Below are 20988 nucleotides of genomic sequence, written 5' to 3'. Positions count from 1 at the left end.
CTTTTATCGAACCCCTAGGGTCTCAATCTCTGCGTTAACATTCATATTAAGCCACCTTGAGCCAATTTCCGAGAATGGTCGCGTATGACCACTAACGTAAAATTTGTAGGTTGGCTTATATTGATTATTGGCATCTTCAGACCAATTTAGTATTTCATTCTGATATAATATCGCAATCGTCTCCCTGGCTGTTTCTTCCGCTGAGCTTATCAGCTCTACCTCTGGCCCCATCACCATACTAATTGCATTAGCCATCAACGGATAATGGGTACAGCCTAGAACTAAGGTGTCTACGTGCTGAGTTTTAACTGGCTCTAAGTATTCAGCAATCAAACGACGTGCATCCTTAGAATAGACAAGGTTTTGCTCAACTAATGAGACAAAGGGCTGACAAGCCTGACTGACTACGAACATGTTTGGATTGATTTTTAGAATCGTATTTTGATAGACACTACTGTTAATTGTTCCTTCTGTGCCAATAATCCCTACGCGATTATTCCGTGTAGCTGAAATAGCCGCGCGCACCCCTGGCTGAATTACGCCAAGGATAGGTATATCGAAGTGCTTACTGGCCTCAGCCATGCTCGCAGCAGTTGCTGTATTACAAGCTAGTACAATCATCTTTACGTCCTGCTTTAATAAAAACTCGATTATCCTAAAGGTAAAATCCCTCACCTGGGATAAGTCACGAATCCCGTATGGACAATGGGCTGTGTCTCCATAGTATACAATATTTTCCCTTGGCAATTGGCGCATAAGCTCTTTAACTACCGTTAAACCGCCTACACCTGAATCTAAAACTCCTATCGGTCTAGTACTCACTAGCCTACACTTCCTTTAGCTTATTTTTTCTTTGACTGCTGTTTAAAATAACCACCAAGGGCTTTTCTTGTATCAAAAATAGTAACATAAGCATTAGCATCAGTGCTAGCAATAATTTTCTGTACATCTGCTAAATCCTTACGCTTAATCTGTAAATTCAATATATCTCTTTCGCCTTCCCAGCCATGGGAGTCAATTACTGTCACTCCGTAGCCGCTCTCACGCAGAACCTCAGTTAATGTTTTACTATGATTCTTTGAAATAATTTGCACGTTTAGGAAACCAACCGCTAGCTTTTCTTCAAGCCATCCACCGACGATGTTACCCGTAGCAAAGCCTAAGCCGTACATAATTAAGTTAATGGGGTTTTCAAGCTCATTCACAACAATCCCTAGCACGACAATAAATATAATTACCTCAAAAAAGCCAATGAAGGCAGCGTAATATTTCTGACCGCGCATTAGCATTAGCATGCGAATCGTCCCCATTGATACATCGAGAATTCGTGCACCAAATATAAATAGATACCCAAATAACAAACTCACCAAACCACTCCTCTAAGAAACTGACTATTTAATATTTGATTTATATATTTAATATATTAGTTTAGGATAGTCAGCATTTCTTATACTAGTGTATATTGTTTGCCAATTTTTTTCCACTTTGTCTATCCAAATATATTATTGTATTTAATATAATATATCTTCCAGCTTCCATTAGACATTTCCTTCATATAATATGTTCCACTTACATCTTTTTGTTTAGAAGTACTGCTATCCGCTTGTATAATTTCAATTTCATAGACAAAGTTTTCAATTTCTATAACAGCAAATTTATTACGCAAATACACTGAAGCAATATTTCCTTCAATAACATTATCAATTATATAAGTGCCGCCTGCATCAATAATATAGTCTATAAAGTCAGCTTCTATGTCTGCTGCATGCCTTTGAAATCCTGTGGTATATTGTTCACTGATGCTTAGTAATTGCGTACTGTCAGCGTTAGCTATTGCTCCAAAATACTCATTATAAAAACTTTCAATTAATTTAGTCAACTCATTTTTTTCTGGCAGTTGACTCTGCTGTAAATGGAGCGCTCTATGAAGCATTGTTACAGCTTCAGCACGGGTTGCATTTGCCTGTGGCCTGAATTCTTTCATAGCCCCTGCTTCAGTATTGTAGCCTTTAATAATATCAGCTTTACTGACCTTGGCAACACTCTCTACAGCCCAAATGCTTGGAGTATCAGCAAAATGCTTTACATCCCCAGCATTAAAATCAATCGAATCAGCAAAAGCCCTGGCAATCATTGTAGCAATAGCCTCACGACTAATTCTTTCATTTGGCAGAAAATAACCATCATCCGTTCCTGTAGCAATGCCGTTACCACTTGCAACCTTGGCAATATTGTAATACCAGCTTTCTGTATTGGAAACATCCTTGAAGGTTTTCCCTTGCTGATTATCTTCTACCTGTAGCGCCCTAACCAGTAAAGCAGCAAACTCAGCACGTGTTATATGATTGTTTGGTCTAATTTCTATGTCACCAATTGCGTTTATATATCCCTCTAATAAGTCAGCATTGATAAAATCATCTAATTCAGCATAGGCCCAGTGGTCACTATAGTCGATTGGGTAGTATTTTTGCAGTGTAGTAGATTCTGAACCGTAAGCTACTGCCTGGGAAGAAAAAACTAATATTAATAACAATACTGCTAATAGACTGATTTTTTTCATTTTCATGTTCCTCTCTTAGTTGTTATGCATTTCTTTATAGATTTTTTGCAATACGATTATTATATCATTTGCAATAGATTTTTTAGCTGGTGAATAATGTCTATAGTGCATATTTTCCCCGCATGAATGAATATAGTTAAATATTAGCTATATCCAAGGGGTGATTACAATGAGGTATCCTGTTACAAATATGGTGTTTGAAGGTGGTGGCGTTTTAGGCATCGCCTATCTTGGAGTATTAGATTATCTATACAGTCAAGGTGTATTCCAGAATGTTAAAAGGGTCGCTGGAACATCAGCTGGTGCTATTACTGCCTGTGTTAGCAGCTTCAATTTGCCTTTTAATGAAATTAAAGCAATCGCTGACTCTCTAGATTACCGAAAAGTCCCGCAATCAAAGGCTCATTCAGATCTTAAACATATCCCCGCTCCTATAAAGCATGAAATTGATAAGCTCTTTGGTGATGTCAACAGTATCTACCGTATCGTTAAAAATTACGGCTGGTATTCTACAGACTACTTTTACCATTGGCTGCAAGAGCAAATCGCTAATCAATTTGACAGCAAAAAGAAAAAGCCTCCGTATACATTCAGAGACTTCCAAAATACTGATATTCATAGATCTAATCGTACTTTTAAGGATTTATATATAATAGGCACAAACATTTCCTATAAAACATCAAAGGTATTCTCTTATGAAACAACTCCAGATATGGAGGTTGCCGAGGCTGTAAGAATTTCCATGTCAATTCCGCTATTTTTCGAAGCTGTAAAAACGACAGACCCAGCAATAACTGCAGAAACTAAGGTAAACGTTTTCTGCGATGGCGGAGTAATGGATAATTATCCAATTAATACATTCGACTATCCAAGGTTTAACGAGACAAAGCATTACGGTTTCAACGTTAATACGCTTGGAGCCCGCTTTAAAAGCAAGGTCAAATATAGTGAGATTACCAATATTCTAAGCTATATCAAAAATCTCAATCTGGCTCTCACACAGATTCAACAGGATATATATAATCATAGCCCATACGATCAAGCACGTAGTATTGTCATAGATACCAAGGATGTGTCATCAACTGACTTTAACATCAGCCCTCATGATGCTACCTATAACTTCTTGTATTCTCAGGGCTATCTAGCTGCTAAAGGTTTCTATCGTCAATAACCTCATCAGCAATATTACCAGCGTGATCTCCTATACGCTCTAAATTACTAACGATATCAGCAAATATCATACCTGCCCTTGCCGAACAAACATTTTCCTTGGCACGGATAATATGCCTATTTCTTAAATCACGTTCCATCTGATCAATTACGTCTTCTTTTTCAATAACCTGTTTAGCTAACTCTACATCATCAGTATCTAAAGCTTTAATAGCTAGTCTAACAGAAGATAATACGAGGTCAAACATTTCCTCTAGCTCTTTAACAGCAGCTTCCGAAAATTCTACCTTATTCGCTATTTGACTATCGATATTCTCCATCACATTTTCCATATGGTCACCAATACGCTCAAAGTTACGAATGTTGTTTAACATTACGTGGTGTAACCTAGAATCTTGAGTAGTCATCGAATGTGATGAAATCTGTACTAAATACTCAGTTATTTTTTTATCAAGGTTGTTCAAGGCATCCTCATACTGTGGGATTAGCTCCCTGTGCTTTTTGCCCTTAGTTTTAAAATATAGACCGACTTCCTGTAAACCATTTTCTGCTAGGTGGGCCATGCGCATAACTTCTTTTTTCCCTTGACCTAGTGCAATACCAGGAGATTGTCGAATAAACTTCTCATCTAAATGCACAGCTTTATAAGGAATCGCACTATCTTCACCAGGTATAATTTTTATTACTGCCCACGCCAGTAATCCGATAAAAGGCAATTGAATCAGGGCATTTGATACGTTGAAAATACCATGTGCAAAGGCAATGGTCATTTCAGGATTAAGATTCATACTAGCCTGAATAAATTCTATTAGCCTTGTGAACGGCCGCAGTAATAATATTACAATGATTGCTCCTACAACATTAAATATCACGTGAGTCAAGGCGGCTCGTCTTGCTGCCACAGAAGCCCCAATAGCTGCTAAAACCGCAGTGATAGTTGTACCGATATTATCACCAAATAAGACTGGCAATGCAGCATTTAAATCCATTAATCCTTGTCCATATAAAGTTTGCAGTAATCCAATAGCTGCAGATGAGCTTTGCACAAGTACCGTAAATATAGTACCTATTAAAACCCCTAATAGCGGGTTGTCACTCATGGTCACAGTTAAATCTGCAAAAGCTTGTACATCACGTAACGGACGTAGACCATCACCCATAATGTTCAAGCCTAAGAACAATGCTCCAAATCCAAAGAACACCTGTCCATAATTATTAGCTTTATTGTTTTTGAAGAAAAAGATTAAAAAAGTCCCGACTGCAATTATAGGTAAAGCATAGGCAGAAATTTTAATACCAATGATAAAGGCCGTAACCGTTGTACCAATATTTGCTCCAATGATAACGCCAATAGCCTGCCTTAACGTCATAAACCCAGCATTAACTAAGCCAATAGTTAATACTGTAGTACCAGTACTAGTCTGCAAAAGAACCGTTACAACCAAACCAGAAAGAACACCCTTTATTGGGTTTGTTGTGAACCTTTCTAGCATGTCTCTTAATCCATCACCAGCTACTTTTTGTAGACCATCGCCTAGGTACTTGATGCCAAATAAAAATATCCCCAAGCCACCAAAAAACATAAACAGCATCAGCTGTACATCCATAGATGTAACTACCTCTCTTCCTCTTTCTTGTAGTTGTCTCTTTTTAATATGCTACAAAAAGTAAAAAATAAGCCTAAATACAGTTGAATTCTAATGTTTAAGTTAAATAAGCCAACAATAATGTATATTATCACTTTGATTTTCAGAAGAAAATAGCCGTTTTCAGCAGTTTTTACTTGTTTATGTACTTATTTTAATTCCTTTTGCCTTCATTCTGCAAATTTCGACACTTTTTGATTAATATGCATCCACTTTTGCTATCGCCAAAATTTAGTCATGTCTTTTTTATCCTCGATATTATAGCTAATCATATTATTCAGCAAATTAAAATCGACTTTATCTGACCATTTAATTCTAAAAAGTTCCTGTGTATGGGAGTATCCTGCTTCCTCAATCTCTTTTTTAAATAGGCTAATGACTACTGACTCGGGGGCTACAGCTATATGCCCTTTAGCAATACTAAAACCTATGATAAATGTTCCATGGTCACTGAACATTGGCTGATTCCACTTTATTTCTTCTTTTAATTGAGGAAAATTCTCTTTAATATAATTCAAGATATCATCCATTCGCTTTCTTTTGTCTAAATCATCAATACTAGTCAGAAACATTTGAAAATCTTTCATTATATTGACACCTCATTTCTGTTTAAGTTCAATTGAAATACATACATTCTGTCCGCTCTCACGTATTATAAAAATTTAAAGCCCGCCTTATGGCGAGCATTAAATTTATACGCTATTCCAGTTATCTCTATTATTTTCATTGGAAGTACCTGCTTGCTTTTTCTTTGGCAATGAGTTAAATACTAATGAGTATGACACGTCAATCAGTTTGTTAATTAGTTCAATTTCTACATCCTCGTTATAATAAATGGAATTCCAATGATTCTTATTTAGATAATACCCTGGATTGGTAGCGTTATATTCATTCGTAATACCTCTGACACCTCAGGGCGATTCTTCAAAGAAATTATTTGTTTTCTATACTACCTACCTTAGCTCTGCACAATTCTCTCAATGTTTCTTCCATAATAACACCCTAAAAACAGTATTGAAATAATAAGTTATATTAGATGCTTACCTATTATATTTTATTTCTAAAATGTTAGAAAAAAGTCTTGAATACAAAGCCTTAATATTTGTCTCACTTTCTACGTCATTATAAAAACCAATTTCATTAATAATATTTAAACTATCAAAATCAGGATGAATCAACGCAGTTACATACATTCCATCATCAAAAACTGGCACTTCTTCGTAACTCAATTCTTTGTTAGTAAAAGGAACATGAGATTTATTATTTCCAATGAAATAAAATGGAATTTTAGAATCCTTATAAATCTGAACGTATTCAGGATTAGATGCTTCTGACAAATTTTCTTTAGTTATAAATATTGCATCATACTTTGAGTCCAAATTATTTACTTCTAAAAGGTTAAATTCAATTTCTTCAAACAATATTTGAGTTTCTCTAACTTCTGGAGCAGAACCTATTACTCCTATACGCAATTCTATGCCGTCATATTTTTCAGTTGGATCACCGTTTATATCAGAACAACCAGAAATAAAAATTGATATTATAATGATAAAAAATATTATTTTTTTAATAATTTTCAATCCCTTCAAATTTACCAAAATTCCCTCTTTCATCTTGTATTTCATCATATTTAACTAAATCAAACAATTCAATAATGTCTTCAAAATCAGTTAATTTAATTATGCCTACCTACTCACAACTTGTCTACTTATATGGATAATGGGAAATTAAACTAACTTATATTATAGTTCACCGTTTCACTGTACTGAAGTTTTAAATTGTCCCTGTGTAAATTGAATAAATGCATTAATACTCATCAAATATTTCAAATGATCTAACCCTAGTGTTTTTATTTATATTTGTTGTAAAGAATTTGAATAACCAATCGTTTTTATTAATTTGACTTCTATCTCCTTCTTCAGTTTCTTCAGTTCCTTCATCAGTTCTTTCAGATTCGCCTGTTTCTTCATCAGTTCTTTCAGATTTGCCTGTTTCTTCATCAGTTCTTTCAGATTCGTCTGTTTCTTCATCAGTTCTTTCAGATTCGCCTGTTTCTTCATCAGTTCTTTCAGATTCGCCTGTTTCTTCATCAGCTCTTTCAGATTCGCCTGTTTCTTCATCAGCTCTTTCAGATTCGCCTGTTTCTTCAGAACTTCTTATCTTATAAATTTCATTCCCCAGTTTATTATTTAATTCTACTGTTATTTCACTTCCTAGAAAAAAAGAATACTCTTCAATAACTTTTGACAAAATTTCCTGTGCTTCTAAGGTTTTCATATTAGTTCTAGAATGTTTAATGCATAAAGAAATTATTGAGCTTTTTACTTCCTCTAAAGCCCTAGAATAATTAGGATTAACAAATGATATGTTACAATCCAAGAGCTGTCTAAAAAACTTGTCATTTTTAATATGTTCATTATTTTTATCTTGTCCTAACCAGCCATGTAAGCAACACTCATAATAGAAGAGCCAACTACTGTCATATAGACTCTCTTCTATCAAAAGAGATTCATAGTATGCAAAGTCTAAAGTCCCACCTAAGAGGTTTTTTGAATTCAATATCATTACCAAGATATTTATTATCGCATTATCGCTCTTTAGTAATAACTTACTTACATCTTCATCTATAGTAATATCTATATTTTTTGCAAAACTCAGTGCCCATGACACCTCAAAGTCATTTTTTAACTCGATATTATCTTTAATAAGAGCATTAAGAAATTCTTTTATTTTTTCATAGTTCAACGGATAACCTTTATATTTATACCCTTCAATGGTCTCAAACACAGTAGGTATTATTGACGTATCAACTAGGATTGATTGTAATAATAGAGATTCAAACATATCCCAATTCTCTCTATATATCACAATACTTCTTAACACTTTTACTGCATAATTTAATATTCCTTTTTCATCTGATTCAATCTTATATTTATAAATTGTACTGAAAAATTCTTTTATATCAGTATGCTGCAGATTAACCGATTTTTTCTTATCATTTTTATTTGATCTGAATTCATACTTTTTAAAGAAGTACACCCATTCAGATTCCAAAACTTGAGGTATCTTTATTACTTTGGTCTTTGAATTATTTAATTCTAATCCATAATTTTTAAGAATTTTATTCAAAATATTTAAAGCTCTTTCAGCTTCTTCTAAAGTACTAAAATAATATTCCATATCATCTGTATATCTATAGCCTACTAACCCATTAGCGTAATCTCTTTTAAAGTCGTCATCAATTGTTGCCCCGATTATTTCCTGTATTATTAGAGATACACTTGGACCAATAGGAATTCCTACAGTTTGTCCATCTTGCAAGTTCCTTACTAGTCTATCAATCACATTTCCAAAGTACCCGTCATCTCTCTGATTTGCCTTTGCGACTTCTTTAGTGTGTAGTGCCCATGGAATAGAATGAGTGTAAATGCTCGGATAAAATCTTGTAATATCGGCTTGTAGAATATACTTTTTTGAGACAAGATTATGTATTCTTCTATTAATCTTTTCAGACATTTTAAATTTAGGTACTATGCTACCTTCAGAAACTTGAGGAATAGTTAATGAGAACTGTGACTTTGAAAAATGCGCCTCTAATGCTTCCCATTTTTCTTCAATAAGTTGAGCTAATAATATATAATGAAGCGGATGTGGAACTGACATCGTTCTACGAAAGTTTACGGTTTTGGGTATTGAAAAATCTATAAGTTTACACCATTTATTCAAACCTTCTTTAGAAAGTTTCGATTTTGTTAAATCAAGTCCATCTATAATCTCACTTAAAGCAGTAGATTCAAATTCACTTGGTATCTGCCTTGCAAAGTACCCTTTCGATATTATTTTTTTTGCTATTTCTTTCTCAATCGTCATATATTCCACATCCCTAATTAATTTATTTGTACAAACAAGGACTAAGGTTTTACTCTACTTCTGATTCACATAATGCATCGATAAATAATTTTTTTAATGAGAAAGAGACAGGTTCTTTGACCCAGTATCTATATAATTCTATGCAAATTAAGACATTATCCCATAATAATCCATATACTTAGCTAAAATGTTTTAGTTAGTTTATCTGCAGGGGGACAATGAATTAAATTTCCTTGTTCTCATAAGCATTACAATACCAATCCTATACGTGCCAACTATACAAGGAAAACCGACGTCAATTTATGGTAAGGTTCTCCTTACTGATGTATCGGCAGTTTTCATAAATCTCCAAAACCTCTATCATTTATAGTATGGGTTCTCCATATCGTTGTACTAGCATTTTTTTATTTTAAAGTAAAGGCTGTTCGCAACGATTATATAGATTCGTGGCAGAGCAGCCTCTTGATGCTACAATTATACAATCTCTATTATTATAATTTAGAGGACCTCGAACTAATTTTTGCAGATTATGTTGTTAGTTTAATGATTTTAGGATACATTCAACAATTTTGCACTATTCATACCAATTCGAAGTATCAACTTCATACTTTATAGTTTTGATGTTGTGGTCACAATCTAATTCAACTGTAAATGTTAGCGGAAAACTATCACTATATTCTGCACCATCTCCATATTCACAATCACGATCTGACCCATACTGTAGATTAACATATACTATAGCTTCTCCTGATACTGTAATTAATGATTTTTCTATAGCTACTGATAATATTTCATTAACTTCTATATAGTCAATAGTCGTATGTGTAGATAATACATCTAATTCCGATGGTATTCCTTCTTCTATAAAATAACCACTTATGATTTGATCTAATTCTTCAAAAATTATTTGTTTTTCAATAGGCGGTTTTACGTAAACTACATATGGCTTTGCATTTGTACTTTCAGCAAACTCTTTAAATTTTGTTATAATACCTTTCTGGAATCTACCTTTTCCAACTATTCTGAATTCATATATCCTTTTTTCTCCGTCTTTTACTGCATATAAATCAACTTTAAATCTCTTACCATTGAAGTCAAATATTTTTTCGGATTCAGTTAAAAAACCTTCATTTTTTAACTCTTGTTTATATTGCAATATCATAGCATCATGATAACATTTGTTTAAATATATTTTATCTAATTTCATATTACTTCTCTCCTATACAAACCATATTTTTGCAAAATTTGTTAACTTCGTAATATACTATATGTTCACTTCCATTTTCAAGTAATTCATTGAATTTCTCCGCAATTTCACTTGGAATATCATCTATAGAAATTTCATATGTTTGGAAATCTTCAAGCATTATTTTAGAACAAATTCTATGATTTATTGTATTATCGTCAGGATATATAATTCCTCTAAATGCATCAACAAATGGCTTACTCATATTATCCACATCAATATCTGTTTTTTTAGAATGAATATATATTATTTTCGAATAAATATTTTCTCTCAGTGGAAGTTCTGCATACATAGATTTGTACGGTTTAAATTCTTCAATTAGCCTTTGTTTATATTTCTGATATCCTTTTGATTGAATTGAAAATGGCTTTAATGCTGAAACAAAACACACCATGTTATCACATCCTTTGTAATAATCAATTCTTTATTTTATTTATGAATATATGTATATCACATGCGAATCCTATACATTCAATGATATAACTGGCTTCCATCTAAAACCGCCATCATTTGTGGTACGGTTCACTGTTTCTTACCCTAAACTGCTATTTAATGCAGCTTCCCATTATAGAGTTTGTCCTTATTTATGGATAATGGGAAGTACAGTCAGTGTAGCAATCGATTTAACTACTATTGGTTCCCAGCCAGCTGCAGATGGTCTCGATTGATATCCAATTCTAGTACTATACTTCGTTTCAAAAGTTGTACTATCGACCAACAGGTATTAGAAAATCTAAAATATCTTCTTCATAATTCTGAATAGCGTCTTTAAACCCCTGGAGAAAAAGCATTACATTTCCGTCACTAGACAATACCGGACTTTTAAATTCATAACTCTTAAATGGATCAGCATCTAGAAAAGATTTTGCAATAAAGCAAAACATCTCATGATTAATCCAATCCATAACAGTAGGGTCTATATGCCAAGATTTTTCATCACAATAGGTAATAATTACTATCCGTCTTTTGTCCCCATGTAGCCTAACCATTCGTTCTAATAGGCGATTAAAATGCATGTCCCCAAAAGAGTATCCTGCAATTAATAAAGACGAATTTTCTGCCAACGCTTTCTGGAAGTTATATGAATATGTGCTAAAAGGATAGGTTAGTAATTTATCAGTTTTCTTTAAACCCGTGATAATTGGACCCACTGTGGCCTGTTCATGTGATTGAGAAGTATTAGTTGATCTACCAAACCACGTTTTTTTTGCATTCTCATAATTAGTGAACTTGTATAGATCTTCAAAATTGTCTTCGAAAATATACTCATTAGGGTCCTTAAAGTTTGGGTAACCATAAAATATACTTCCGTGAAGTTGAAGTAATCGTGTCTTTTTAGTCAATAATTTTGAGGGATCAAATCTAGAATATATCTCCCCTATGTCCAAGTAGCCATCTTCAAAATCATTAGTTTCTAAGCTTTGTTGTACACAGTCGTCATAGTTTAATGTGCAAATATCCCAAGAATATTGTTGTATAGCTTTTCTCCAGAAAGAAGCAAACCAAGAATGTTCACCTTTAGGCTCATATTTGTCAACGTAACTATAAATTCGGTCTGCAACAACTTTAATTAAATCATGTTTCGATACGGTAATTGCGTGCTGATTAAACCATTTATTATCCCTTGGGCTAACAAAAGCGCCTAACGCTGGCTTATATTCTTTTACTGTCGTAGGCTCCCACCCACTAGAATAAGAATCAAGCATCTCTAAGACATGAAAAATTTCTTCGAAATTGCAAATATCGGGAGCATAGTATGTATCAAGCAATTTTGATACGTTGTCGATAAAGTTAGCCTCTATAGGAAGTTTAGTTTTAAAATCGATGAACTTTTGAGTTGTTGATCGTACTTCCTGTGTCAAGTCTTTTGCTAATGGCCCCCCAATTTCTATGCTTGCCCCAGCCCCTAAAAAAGCTGTTACTCTCATATAAAACCTCCTTCGTTCATCTGCAATTTCTCTTAAATTTTCATTACAGAGATAGTTCGGTAAATCGTTTTAATTATTAACTATCTTCAACAATATTTTCATGGACATAATTAACTACTTCATTTTAATACGCTATACGTCTTCCCAAAGTTATTGGGGTTATCATTCAATAACTTAATAACTTAAGTGCCTTACCTGGCACTGAGTCTTAAGAAATCAGATTAAAACATTATGCTAAATATAAGCTTTTGCTTATTGATGAAATTGGTTATTTACCTATTGATAAAGAAGATATTAAATTATTCTTCCATCTTATTGATATGAGGTATGAAAAATAGAGCACCATCTTAACAACAAACGTCAGTTTTAGGTCTTGGGATGAAATATTTCAAGATCCTAAAATAGCAAACGCTATACTTGATCGTGTATTACACATGCAACTGTAATTAATATAATAGGTGATTCATACCGCATAAAAGATCATCTCGAAAAAGATAAAGAGTAGTTTTTGTACATTCTTAAACAGTCAAATGCACATGTTTATGCTGACATTTGTATAGGTGCTTATATTAGAATTTACGATTTGTGGTGATCGACCATTTAGGTCTCTCTTGTTTCATAGGCTACTTTCATAACCTTCCGCTACCCTACACCGAGAAGTTCATCTATGATGCTCTCTTGATTCTTCTCATCTTCTAAGACCTTCACCTTCATCCCAAGGTTCGACTTTCCTTTGTCCCTTTCGGTTTAACATGACGACGCTGCAGAATTCACTTATGTTACGGACTGCTATTTTGCTCTCTTTATGAGGATGTTGCATTGGGGCACCCCTTTCACTTGGAGCCTGCTACATGGCTTTCTGGAATTACCACAGTCAGACTTTCACTACCTAGCAGACTATGACTTTTCAAGACTTACCATAGCCATAATTAGACGTAAATTGAATAGCACGTAATAAAGGAAATGTTTCAGATACTGCTTCTTTTCTTGGACTTTTATCTTTAAGACTTATTGAAATTTCTTTAAAAACTTCTGGTATTGACTTTACAGTAATATTCTTATCGAGATTACTTAGATATTTTTTATCTATTGATTGATTAAGGCTATAAATAGCAATTTTATCTACACTATTAAAATGAACAGAAGGTAGAATAGAAGAATAATGAAATGAAGCTGCGTTAAACTTTTTGTTAATTATATCAACTCTTTTTTCCCAAGTCTTTGAATCATTGCTAGTTTCGATATGCACTAACTTCTTATTGATAGGGTCATACGCCAAGACATCAATTTCACCTTCATAACCACCGTTTGAACGTTTGCCGAAATTTACATTATTTTTCACAAAATACCCTTGATATACGTACCATTGAGTTAAAAGTGTCTCTAAGAAATTATTTACCATTAGTAAACCTCCCATTTCTACTTTCTAACATGCTATTTCACGATTTTTCTTTGCTGTTCGAAGCATATGGTTAAGAGAAAGTTGCACGGCATTTACTTTAAAACTATGCGTTACTACCAACATCAAGCTTTTTTCTTTCCCTTCAAGGATTAACTTCTTCGAGTACAGTAACAAACCCCTCAAATAGACACTCGTCTTCTATCGAGGTATTTCCAGATACTCCAACCCAATATTTAAAAGCTTCTTGTCTAAAAACATCCAACTTATCTGTCCTTAAAGTTAAGTATTGTTGATTGGACCTGTGAATTTTTCCTGTTAGTTCTACTTTAAATACTTTTTTGTTTCCTGCACCTAATTGCGACCACCAATAATTAACAGCTTGTGTAATATCACAATCATTAGGAATAACCCATATACCTCTTTGTCTAGAAGGATAGCCTGGGAAGAAGTCTTTTCTTACTTCTTCAAATAATATTTCTCTAACATATCTTATATAATGATTTAATGTATCCGCTAGCTCTGATACAGCTCTATTTGAATCAAAATGATAAAAATTTGCAAATGCAGGATCTTTTTTCCCTGTGTTAATGTAATTTTCCATGGCAGATGCTGCATAGTTAATAGAAAAAATCTGACTTGTATTAGGGTCAGTGATACCCTTTCCATAGCTATCAAAAAAACCAAAGAAAGGATTTCGATTTTTACCAACGAAGTATGTTTGTCCAATACTCCAATTTGTCAACGAGTTGAAACTATTTGAATTTTGAATATGATAATAGATTTCATTTTTTATACATTCCATTAGAGGACTCCCGCGTTATATATTTTTTTATCTATGTATTAATTTGATACGCTCTTTCGCATAACGTTCGCTGAATTACCGAAGCGTCTTTCCGCATACGTCTTTGCAAAGTTTTGGTAATTTCAGTGTTAGACGAAGTTTGCAACTTTCATAGTCGTTGAAATTCACAGATTGTTTTTTTTATCCTATTCAAAATATCTAAGATAATATTGGGTAATTCTAAATTAATCTTTATATCAGAAGAAAAAAACCTTTTTCTATTTTTATATTTATCTATATTTCCTTCTGTAAAATCTGGTTTGAGTATAAATTTTTCCTGAACCTTCCCGTCTTTTATTACAAAAAAGATTTTTGGATTTTGCTCCCAAGATGAATTATGAATCAGTTCATTACGCATATTTATAACAAACTGAATTGTTTCTGAACTATCAAAAACTGTTCCCGTAAAATCGATTTTATTCAACTCTTTCTTATTACCATACAGTTTGTTTGATGATTTTAGGTTGGGATAATTTTTAAATTCTGTATGTATACTTTCTAATTCAATTGCAGTTTTGGTGAGCAAATCAAAAGAAGAGTATATAGTAATAATCAAATTACTCAATATTGAAAAAACTAAGGATGTTTGCATTGACTTTTTCCAAAAGACACCATCACTCGTGCTTTCTATATGTTCGGTATTACTTAACTGTATATAAAAATTGATTAAACCCCAGTTAATAGACAAGATGTTTTCTTGTACTGAACCTATTAACGATTGACAATCAGCGAGATATAAATGTTTATAAACACTATCTTTTTTAATTGAATTTATTAATCTCTCAAACTCCTTCTTACCAACACTAATATCTGAATCCAGTCCCGCAGTATATACCCATATAGGAAGAACTTTCAGTTCCTGATAATACTTCGAACTATCCTCGAATATCTTATTTTGAAATATCTCGTATAAGCGAACACATTCATTGTCTAGTGAATATATAATCTCATCTCCGGGATACGAGTAATCCTTCATTAACTTAGCTAAGTAAAATCCTTGACTTTTGTCCAAAACTGAAGATGATATCCCATTACTATAAATATAAGCCACTTATAATTCACCTCCGAAATGCAAAATTTCGTCTAACTTATTATTCCCGATACAGGTTCGGTAATCGTTACATATTAGTGTGATTTACGACGACATTAATGTCGGTAATATTTCTATGTATAGTATTAAAGTTATAATGAACCAACTTCGCATTATAGACATTAGTACCCTTGAAATCGGACTTAATATATACTTAATTTCATCTTTCGCCGACAACCTGCCAATATCCTGCTCTTTCGACAAAACTTGTCAATTTTCGACAAGTTTTCTTTTTTCCTTATATCCAGCAAAAAGCAAGCCTAAACAAACCGATTATATAATCAGTATGTTTAGGCTTTACCCATTTGTTGCGAAGAGGGGAAAGCTATATTTCTATTTCCCCTAATCGTACTAGTTCCACGACTGCTTGCGAGCGCCCTTTCACACCCAATTTCTGTATGACGTTTGATATATGGTTCCGTACTGTTTTTTCGCTTATAAATAATAGTGCGGCGATATCTTTCGTCGTTTTACTTTGAACCAATAAATCAAACACTTCGCGCTCACGATTTGTCAATAGTGGTCGATCTTTTCTACTTTTCACAATGCTACCCCTCCTGCGCGGCACAAGGTACCAGGAAGCTAAGGATACAGTCATCATATAGTATGTTACAGATTTTTGAGGGGTGCGACTCTAGAAGATTTTAGGCTCCGGCCTAAGCCTATTTTTATAATATGAAGAGTTAGTTAACGTGGTTCCACTATCTTAGCAGTCTTAGCTTTTATTTTCGTGAGCACGATATCTAGTCTTTGGATCTTTACTAAACATTTCGTAGAACCCGATAGCCAGCATAAATCCTCCATATATTTTGCGCAGATAGTCCGTGTCAAGACTTGCCGCTACCTGTGCGCCAATAAACGCTCCGACTACACTACCTGCGATTAAATATAGTGCTACCTTATAGCTTATGTTCTTCTCTCTAATATGCGTGTATATAGCTATTAATGATATTGGCAAGAATACTGCCAATGTAGTTCCTTGGGCTGTTTGTTGTGAAATTCCAATTATCAGGACAAGGGCTGGTATTAGAAGCTTGCCACCACCGACTCCCATGCCAAGCAGAATCCCCATTGCGACACTAATTCCGACGATTAATATAGTATCCATTAGCCAATCACCATTCTTATACCAGCAACTATCATCACTATTGCAAAAATACGCTTCACCCAGACCATCGATATTTTCCTCAGTGCTTTAGCACCTATGTAAGACCCTACTACGCCACCGATAGCCAACTTCCAAGCTAGCTGTAAATCTACGTGGCCATTTTGCAGGTAGACAAATGTACTAACCACCGATGTCGGAAAGATTATAAGTAACGCAGTTCCATGGGCTAGACGACGCTCTGTATGTAATATATAAATCATGGCTGGAACAAGTACTGTTCCTCCAACCCCTAACAACCCATTAATAATTCCTGTTAAAAAACCAATGATGACAGAATAGATTTTCAAAAAGAAAAACCCCTTTCACCAAACAACAATCGTTATTGTTAGTATGGAGTAAGGCGTTCTTTTCATACATTTCCTCATGCATTTTAGCTATTATCAAATTAGTTCTGCTCGTCAGCACTTCTCAGTATTGTTAAAAGCTGCTGCCATGTATGCTTGTCCTCACAAGCTATTTGTACATCTGCTATTAACTGTTGAACTGGCAAATTACTATGGTGATGCTCTGTTAAAAATATAAGCAGCGGATGACTTCCTATTTGCTCTAGCCTCTGTTTAGATAGAATCGGATGTTTATAGTATATATATAGAAAATACGGTCGTCGCCTAGTTATGACACGATTTATAATATCTTGCCTTTCTGCTGAAGGTTTTTTCTGAATATAACGGTCGATAATTACTGCAAGTACTTTATGCGCAATCGTAAATTCGCCCTTTATCCTTCCAACATCATGGAGCAGGGCTGCTTTTTTTAACAGCTGTATTTCTAATTCACTTAGGTTACGATCTTTCTCTAAATGCTGTAAAACAGTTTCATATACTCGAAAAGCGTGGTATTGATCAGGCTTTGACATAGCAAAAAACAGTTCTTGCTCTTGATTATTAAGCTGTTTGCATACTTGAAACTCGTCAATCCCCTTATAATGGGCCGTTAAGGCCCACGCCAATTGTTTAATTCGTTGTCCTATTGCAGCCATTAAAATCTCCCCTGCTACCTTGTTAATTGATTAGATGCTACTTTTGTTACTTATTGTATTGTTTTTTTGGATAGAGTCAATTCGAATTGGCAAATTAGGAAGATATTTTTTTATTAAATTGGCGTTCATCATTTTCGTAGTATAGCAATATATAGCATCCCTTAAATCAAGCACTGCCACACCGCGTTCGTGTTTGCTTAAATACAGAATCGGCAAGGATATATTCTCAAAAACAAACACAGTATCTCCAAACCTACTACACTGCTTAATACAAGAACGCTTGGAAAGTGCATCAGATGATTGAAGAAGATGTACAGGCTCAAAACCAAAGCGCTCTTTCAGCTTTTGTCCATCCGTTAGCTGCATAGACGAGCGACGGTGCTCACTGTGTACTGGATTTATAATTGGAAAGTGAAATTGTAGGTATTCAGCTTTTATTCCATGAAAGTACATAGCTTTTCACCTCGTAACTAATTTCAGTAGGAGACCTCGTCCTTATTTTTACCAATAGAAATAAAAACAAACCTGCTACCGTCTATACAGACTATGTAGCAGGTTCAATAATCACTTACTATTCCTTCGTTAACCAGTTCTTAAATGCATGCTTAGTTGTTTGCTTATTCAAGTCAGCTAATGAGGTTGTCAAAGGTATTTCCTTCGGACAGGCCTGTACGCAGTTCTGCGAGTTACCGCAGTCAGTAATCCCACCACGTCCCATGATTGACTCTAAGCGTTCTTCCTTATTCATAGCACCCGTTGGATGAACATTGAATAGACGAACCTGATTGATTGGCGCAGGTCCTATGAACTCACTTCGTTCATTGAAGTTCGGACAAGCTTCCATACAGCAGCCACAGGTCATACATTTAGATAGTTCGTACGCCCATTGACGCTCTCTTTCAGCAAATCTCGGACCTGGACCTAAATCATAGGTGCCATCGATTGGTATCCATGCCTTTACCTTTTTCAAGCTATCAAACATCACCTGACGATCAATCATTAAGTCTCTAATAATCTGGAATGAGCTTAACGGTGCTAAACGAATTGGTTGCTCTAGTTTATCGATCAAGGCCGTACACGCCTGCTGCGGCTTGCCATTAACAACCATAGAACATGCACCACATACTTCCTCCAGACAGTTACATTCCCAAACTACCGGAGTTGTACGATGACCTTTTGCGTTTACTGGATTCTTCTGAACTTCCATTAACGTACTAATAACGTTCATGTTTTTTCTATAAGGTACCTTAAATTCTTCTGTATAAGGTGAGCTCTGGGGACTATCCTGACGCTCTACTATTAAATGAATAAATTTTTGTTCACTCATGGTTTAGCTTGCCCCCTTATCAACATCATACACCCTTGGACGAGGCTTAATATGTGAAATATCTACTTCCTCATACTCAAACACTGGACCATCTGGAGTATGTTTTGCTTTTGTTGTCTTTAACCAGTTCTCGTCATCACGTTCTGTAAAATCTGGTTTATAGTGAGCACCACGAGATTCATTACGATTTAATGCACCAATCGTAATTACTCTAGCTAGCTCTAGCATGTTCCAAAGCTGACGAGTGAATACTGCTGTCTGATTGCTCCACTGAATTGTGTCACAAACATTTATGTTCTTATATCGTTCCATAAGCTCTTGGATTTTCACATCTGTTTGTGCTAGCTTGTCGTTATAACGTACTACGGTAACGTTGTCTGTCATAACGTCCCCAAGCTCTTTATGCAGCTGGTACGGATTCTCTGTACCATTCATATTGTAAATCTTTTGAACCTTTAGTTCTTGGTCTTTCAGTTGTATTTCAAACACTGATTCTGCTACATCGTCAGTGGATTTTTGTAGACCCTTCATGTACTTAATAGCGTTCGGGCCAGCTACCATTCCTGCGTAGATTGCAGATAATAGCGAGTTAGCACCTAAACGGTTTGCTCCATGATATTGGTAATCACATTCCCCAGCAGCAAATAGTCCTTGAATGTTTGTCATATGGTTAATGTCAACCCAGATTCCACCCATCGAGTAGTGAACTCCAGGGAAGATTTTCATTGGAACCTTACGCGGATCTTCTCCTACGAACTTTTCGTAGATTTCCATAATACCGCCAAGCTTAAGATCTAGCTCCTTAGGATCTTTGTGTGATAGGTCTAGGTATACCATATTCTCACCATTGATACCTAGCTTCTGGTTAACACATACATCGAAAATTTCACGGGTTGCAATATCACGCGGTACTAAGTTACCGTATGCTGGATATTTCTCCTCTAGGAAGTACCAAGGCTTGCCATCCTTATATGTCCATACACGCCCACCTTCACCACGTGCAGATTCAGACATTAAGCGTAGCTTATCATCTCCTGGAATCGCCGTCGGATGGATTTGAATAAACTCACCATTTGCAAAATAAGCGCCCTGTTGGTAAGCTGCTCCAACTGCTGACCCTGTATTAATAACAGAGTTAGTTGATTTGCCGAAAATCATACCAGGTCCACCAGTAGCTAAAATAACAGCGTCCCCTTTAAAGACCTTAAGCTCCATCGTTGATAAATTCTGTACAACTACACCACGACATACTTGCTCGTCATCTAAAATGACTGAAATCATTTCCCAGCCTTCATATTTAGTAACTAGACCAGCCGCTTCATGTCTACGCACCTGCTCATCACAAGCGTACAGAAGCTGTTGACCAGTAGTAGCACCCGCGTAAGCTGTACGGTGATGCTTTGTACCACCAAATCTACGGAAATCTAGTAAACCCTCTGGTGTTCTATTGAACATAACACCCATACGATCCATCAAATGCAAAATCCCAGGTGCTGCGTCACACATGCCTTTAATAGCTGTCTGGTTTCCTAGGAAGTCGCCACCATATACCGTGTCGTCAAAATGCTCCCAAGGTGAGTCTCCCTCACCTTTTGTATTCACTGCTCCATTAATCCCACCTTGAGCACATACGGAGTGAGAACGTTTTACAGGACAAAGCGAGATTAGGTCAACTTTAACCCCTGCTTCTGCAGCTTTTATTGTTGCCATTAAGCCAGCTAAACCTCCACCGACTATTACTAAATTCTGTTTGCTCATCTG

21 protein-coding genes and 1 pseudogene are annotated in these 20988 nt (G+C 35.1%); 2 read left to right on the top strand and 20 right to left on the bottom strand.

The window, feature by feature from the left end; translation table 11 throughout:
- Positions 1–3: 3 nt before the first annotated feature.
- From racE to BHF68_RS00945, 3 genes are all read right to left on the bottom strand, one after another.
- Positions 4–822 carry a glutamate racemase gene (gene racE / locus BHF68_RS00955; RefSeq protein ID WP_069641775.1) on the bottom strand — a complete coding sequence of 273 codons (819 nt, stop codon included), beginning with the start codon at positions 820–822 and terminating at the stop codon, positions 4–6.
- Between the two features lie 20 nt (positions 823–842).
- A complete protein-coding gene (locus BHF68_RS00950; protein ID WP_218070313.1) occupies positions 843–1367 on the bottom strand; it encodes a DUF2179 domain-containing protein in 525 nt (174 codons plus the stop codon).
- Positions 1368–1489: 122 nt separating this feature from the next.
- Positions 1490–2560, bottom strand: coding sequence for an S-layer homology domain-containing protein (locus tag BHF68_RS00945; protein ID WP_069641773.1), 1071 nt, complete (start codon positions 2558–2560; stop codon positions 1490–1492).
- Positions 2561–2729: 169 nt separating this feature from the next.
- Between BHF68_RS00945 and BHF68_RS00940 the strand changes: the two genes are divergently transcribed.
- Positions 2730–3731, top strand: a complete 1002-nt coding sequence (locus tag BHF68_RS00940; protein ID WP_069641772.1) for a patatin-like phospholipase family protein — start codon at positions 2730–2732, stop codon at positions 3729–3731.
- Here BHF68_RS00940 and BHF68_RS00935 read toward each other — a convergent pair.
- The 7 genes from BHF68_RS00935 to BHF68_RS00905 all read right to left on the bottom strand — a co-directional run bounded on the left by BHF68_RS00935 (position 3709) and on the right by BHF68_RS00905 (position 12420).
- Positions 3709–5337, bottom strand: a complete 1629-nt coding sequence (locus tag BHF68_RS00935) for a Na/Pi cotransporter family protein (protein ID WP_069641771.1) — start codon at positions 5335–5337, stop codon at positions 3709–3711. The genes BHF68_RS00940 and BHF68_RS00935 overlap by 23 nt on opposite strands.
- Positions 5338–5594: 257 nt before the next feature.
- Positions 5595–5963, bottom strand: coding sequence for an iron chaperone (locus tag BHF68_RS00930; protein ID WP_069641770.1), 369 nt, complete (start codon positions 5961–5963; stop codon positions 5595–5597).
- A 453-nt stretch (positions 5964–6416) separates the two neighbouring features.
- The gene (locus tag BHF68_RS00925) at positions 6417–6989 is read right to left on the bottom strand and encodes a hypothetical protein (RefSeq protein WP_218070312.1); all 573 of its coding nucleotides are present in this window, start codon (positions 6987–6989) and stop codon (positions 6417–6419) included.
- 193 nt (positions 6990–7182) lie between these two features.
- A complete protein-coding gene (locus tag BHF68_RS15895; RefSeq protein ID WP_069641769.1) occupies positions 7183–9246 on the bottom strand; it encodes a reverse transcriptase domain-containing protein in 2064 nt (687 codons plus the stop codon).
- Between the two features lie 574 nt (positions 9247–9820).
- Positions 9821–10453, bottom strand: coding sequence for a pPIWI-associating nuclease domain-containing protein (locus BHF68_RS00915; protein ID WP_069641768.1), 633 nt, complete (start codon positions 10451–10453; stop codon positions 9821–9823).
- Position 10454: 1 nt separating this feature from the next.
- Positions 10455–10886, bottom strand: a complete 432-nt coding sequence (locus BHF68_RS00910; protein WP_069641767.1) for a RusA family crossover junction endodeoxyribonuclease — start codon at positions 10884–10886, stop codon at positions 10455–10457.
- Positions 10887–11199: 313 nt separating this feature from the next.
- On the bottom strand, positions 11200–12420 hold the full coding sequence (locus BHF68_RS00905; protein WP_069641766.1) for an SIR2 family protein: 1221 nt from the start codon (positions 12418–12420) through the stop codon (positions 11200–11202).
- Positions 12421–12632: 212 nt separating this feature from the next.
- Between BHF68_RS00905 and BHF68_RS15010 the strand changes: the two are divergent.
- Positions 12633–12925, top strand: a pseudogene (locus BHF68_RS15010) (ATP-binding protein); the annotation flags it as partial.
- Between the two features lie 402 nt (positions 12926–13327).
- On the opposite strand, the gene BHF68_RS00900 reads toward BHF68_RS15010, so the two are convergent.
- The 10 genes from BHF68_RS00900 to sdhA form a co-directional block, all read right to left on the bottom strand.
- Positions 13328–13822, bottom strand: coding sequence for a hypothetical protein (locus BHF68_RS00900; RefSeq protein WP_069641765.1), 495 nt, complete (start codon positions 13820–13822; stop codon positions 13328–13330).
- Positions 13823–13964: 142 nt separating this feature from the next.
- The gene (locus BHF68_RS00895) at positions 13965–14624 is read right to left on the bottom strand and encodes a DUF2441 domain-containing protein (RefSeq protein WP_069641764.1); all 660 of its coding nucleotides are present in this window, start codon (positions 14622–14624) and stop codon (positions 13965–13967) included.
- Positions 14625–14772: 148 nt separating this feature from the next.
- Complete coding sequence (locus BHF68_RS00890) at positions 14773–15714, bottom strand: hypothetical protein (RefSeq protein ID WP_069641763.1); 942 nt, start codon at positions 15712–15714, stop codon at positions 14773–14775.
- A 364-nt stretch (positions 15715–16078) separates the two neighbouring features.
- A complete protein-coding gene (locus tag BHF68_RS00885) occupies positions 16079–16297 on the bottom strand; it encodes a helix-turn-helix domain-containing protein (RefSeq protein ID WP_245669614.1) in 219 nt (72 codons plus the stop codon).
- Positions 16298–16468: 171 nt separating this feature from the next.
- Positions 16469–16861 carry a sulfite exporter TauE/SafE family protein gene (locus BHF68_RS00880; protein ID WP_084019110.1) on the bottom strand — a complete coding sequence of 131 codons (393 nt, stop codon included), beginning with the start codon at positions 16859–16861 and terminating at the stop codon, positions 16469–16471.
- On the bottom strand, positions 16861–17208 hold the full coding sequence (locus BHF68_RS00875; RefSeq protein ID WP_069641762.1) for a sulfite exporter TauE/SafE family protein: 348 nt from the start codon (positions 17206–17208) through the stop codon (positions 16861–16863). Before BHF68_RS00875 ends, BHF68_RS00880 begins: the two co-directional genes overlap by 1 nt.
- 98 nt (positions 17209–17306) lie before the next feature.
- Positions 17307–17900 (bottom strand): HD domain-containing protein, encoded by a 594-nt coding sequence (locus tag BHF68_RS00870; RefSeq protein ID WP_069641761.1) that lies wholly within the window; start codon positions 17898–17900, stop codon positions 17307–17309.
- A 30-nt stretch (positions 17901–17930) separates the two neighbouring features.
- Positions 17931–18353 carry a hypothetical protein gene (locus BHF68_RS00865; protein ID WP_069641760.1) on the bottom strand — a complete coding sequence of 141 codons (423 nt, stop codon included), beginning with the start codon at positions 18351–18353 and terminating at the stop codon, positions 17931–17933.
- A 118-nt stretch (positions 18354–18471) separates the two neighbouring features.
- The gene (sdhB, locus tag BHF68_RS00860) at positions 18472–19227 is read right to left on the bottom strand and encodes a succinate dehydrogenase iron-sulfur subunit (protein WP_069641759.1); all 756 of its coding nucleotides are present in this window, start codon (positions 19225–19227) and stop codon (positions 18472–18474) included.
- 3 nt (positions 19228–19230) lie between these two features.
- On the bottom strand, positions 19231–20985 hold the full coding sequence (gene sdhA / locus BHF68_RS00855; protein WP_069641758.1) for a succinate dehydrogenase flavoprotein subunit: 1755 nt from the start codon (positions 20983–20985) through the stop codon (positions 19231–19233).
- Positions 20986–20988 lie beyond the last annotated feature (3 nt).

Origin of the sequence: Desulfuribacillus alkaliarsenatis (assembly GCF_001730225.1) — a bacterium.
Classification (GTDB): domain Bacteria; phylum Bacillota; class Bacilli; order Desulfuribacillales; family Desulfuribacillaceae; genus Desulfuribacillus; species Desulfuribacillus alkaliarsenatis.
Note: the sequence above shows the minus strand (reverse complement) of the source record. Positions and strands in the feature narration are given on the sequence as shown.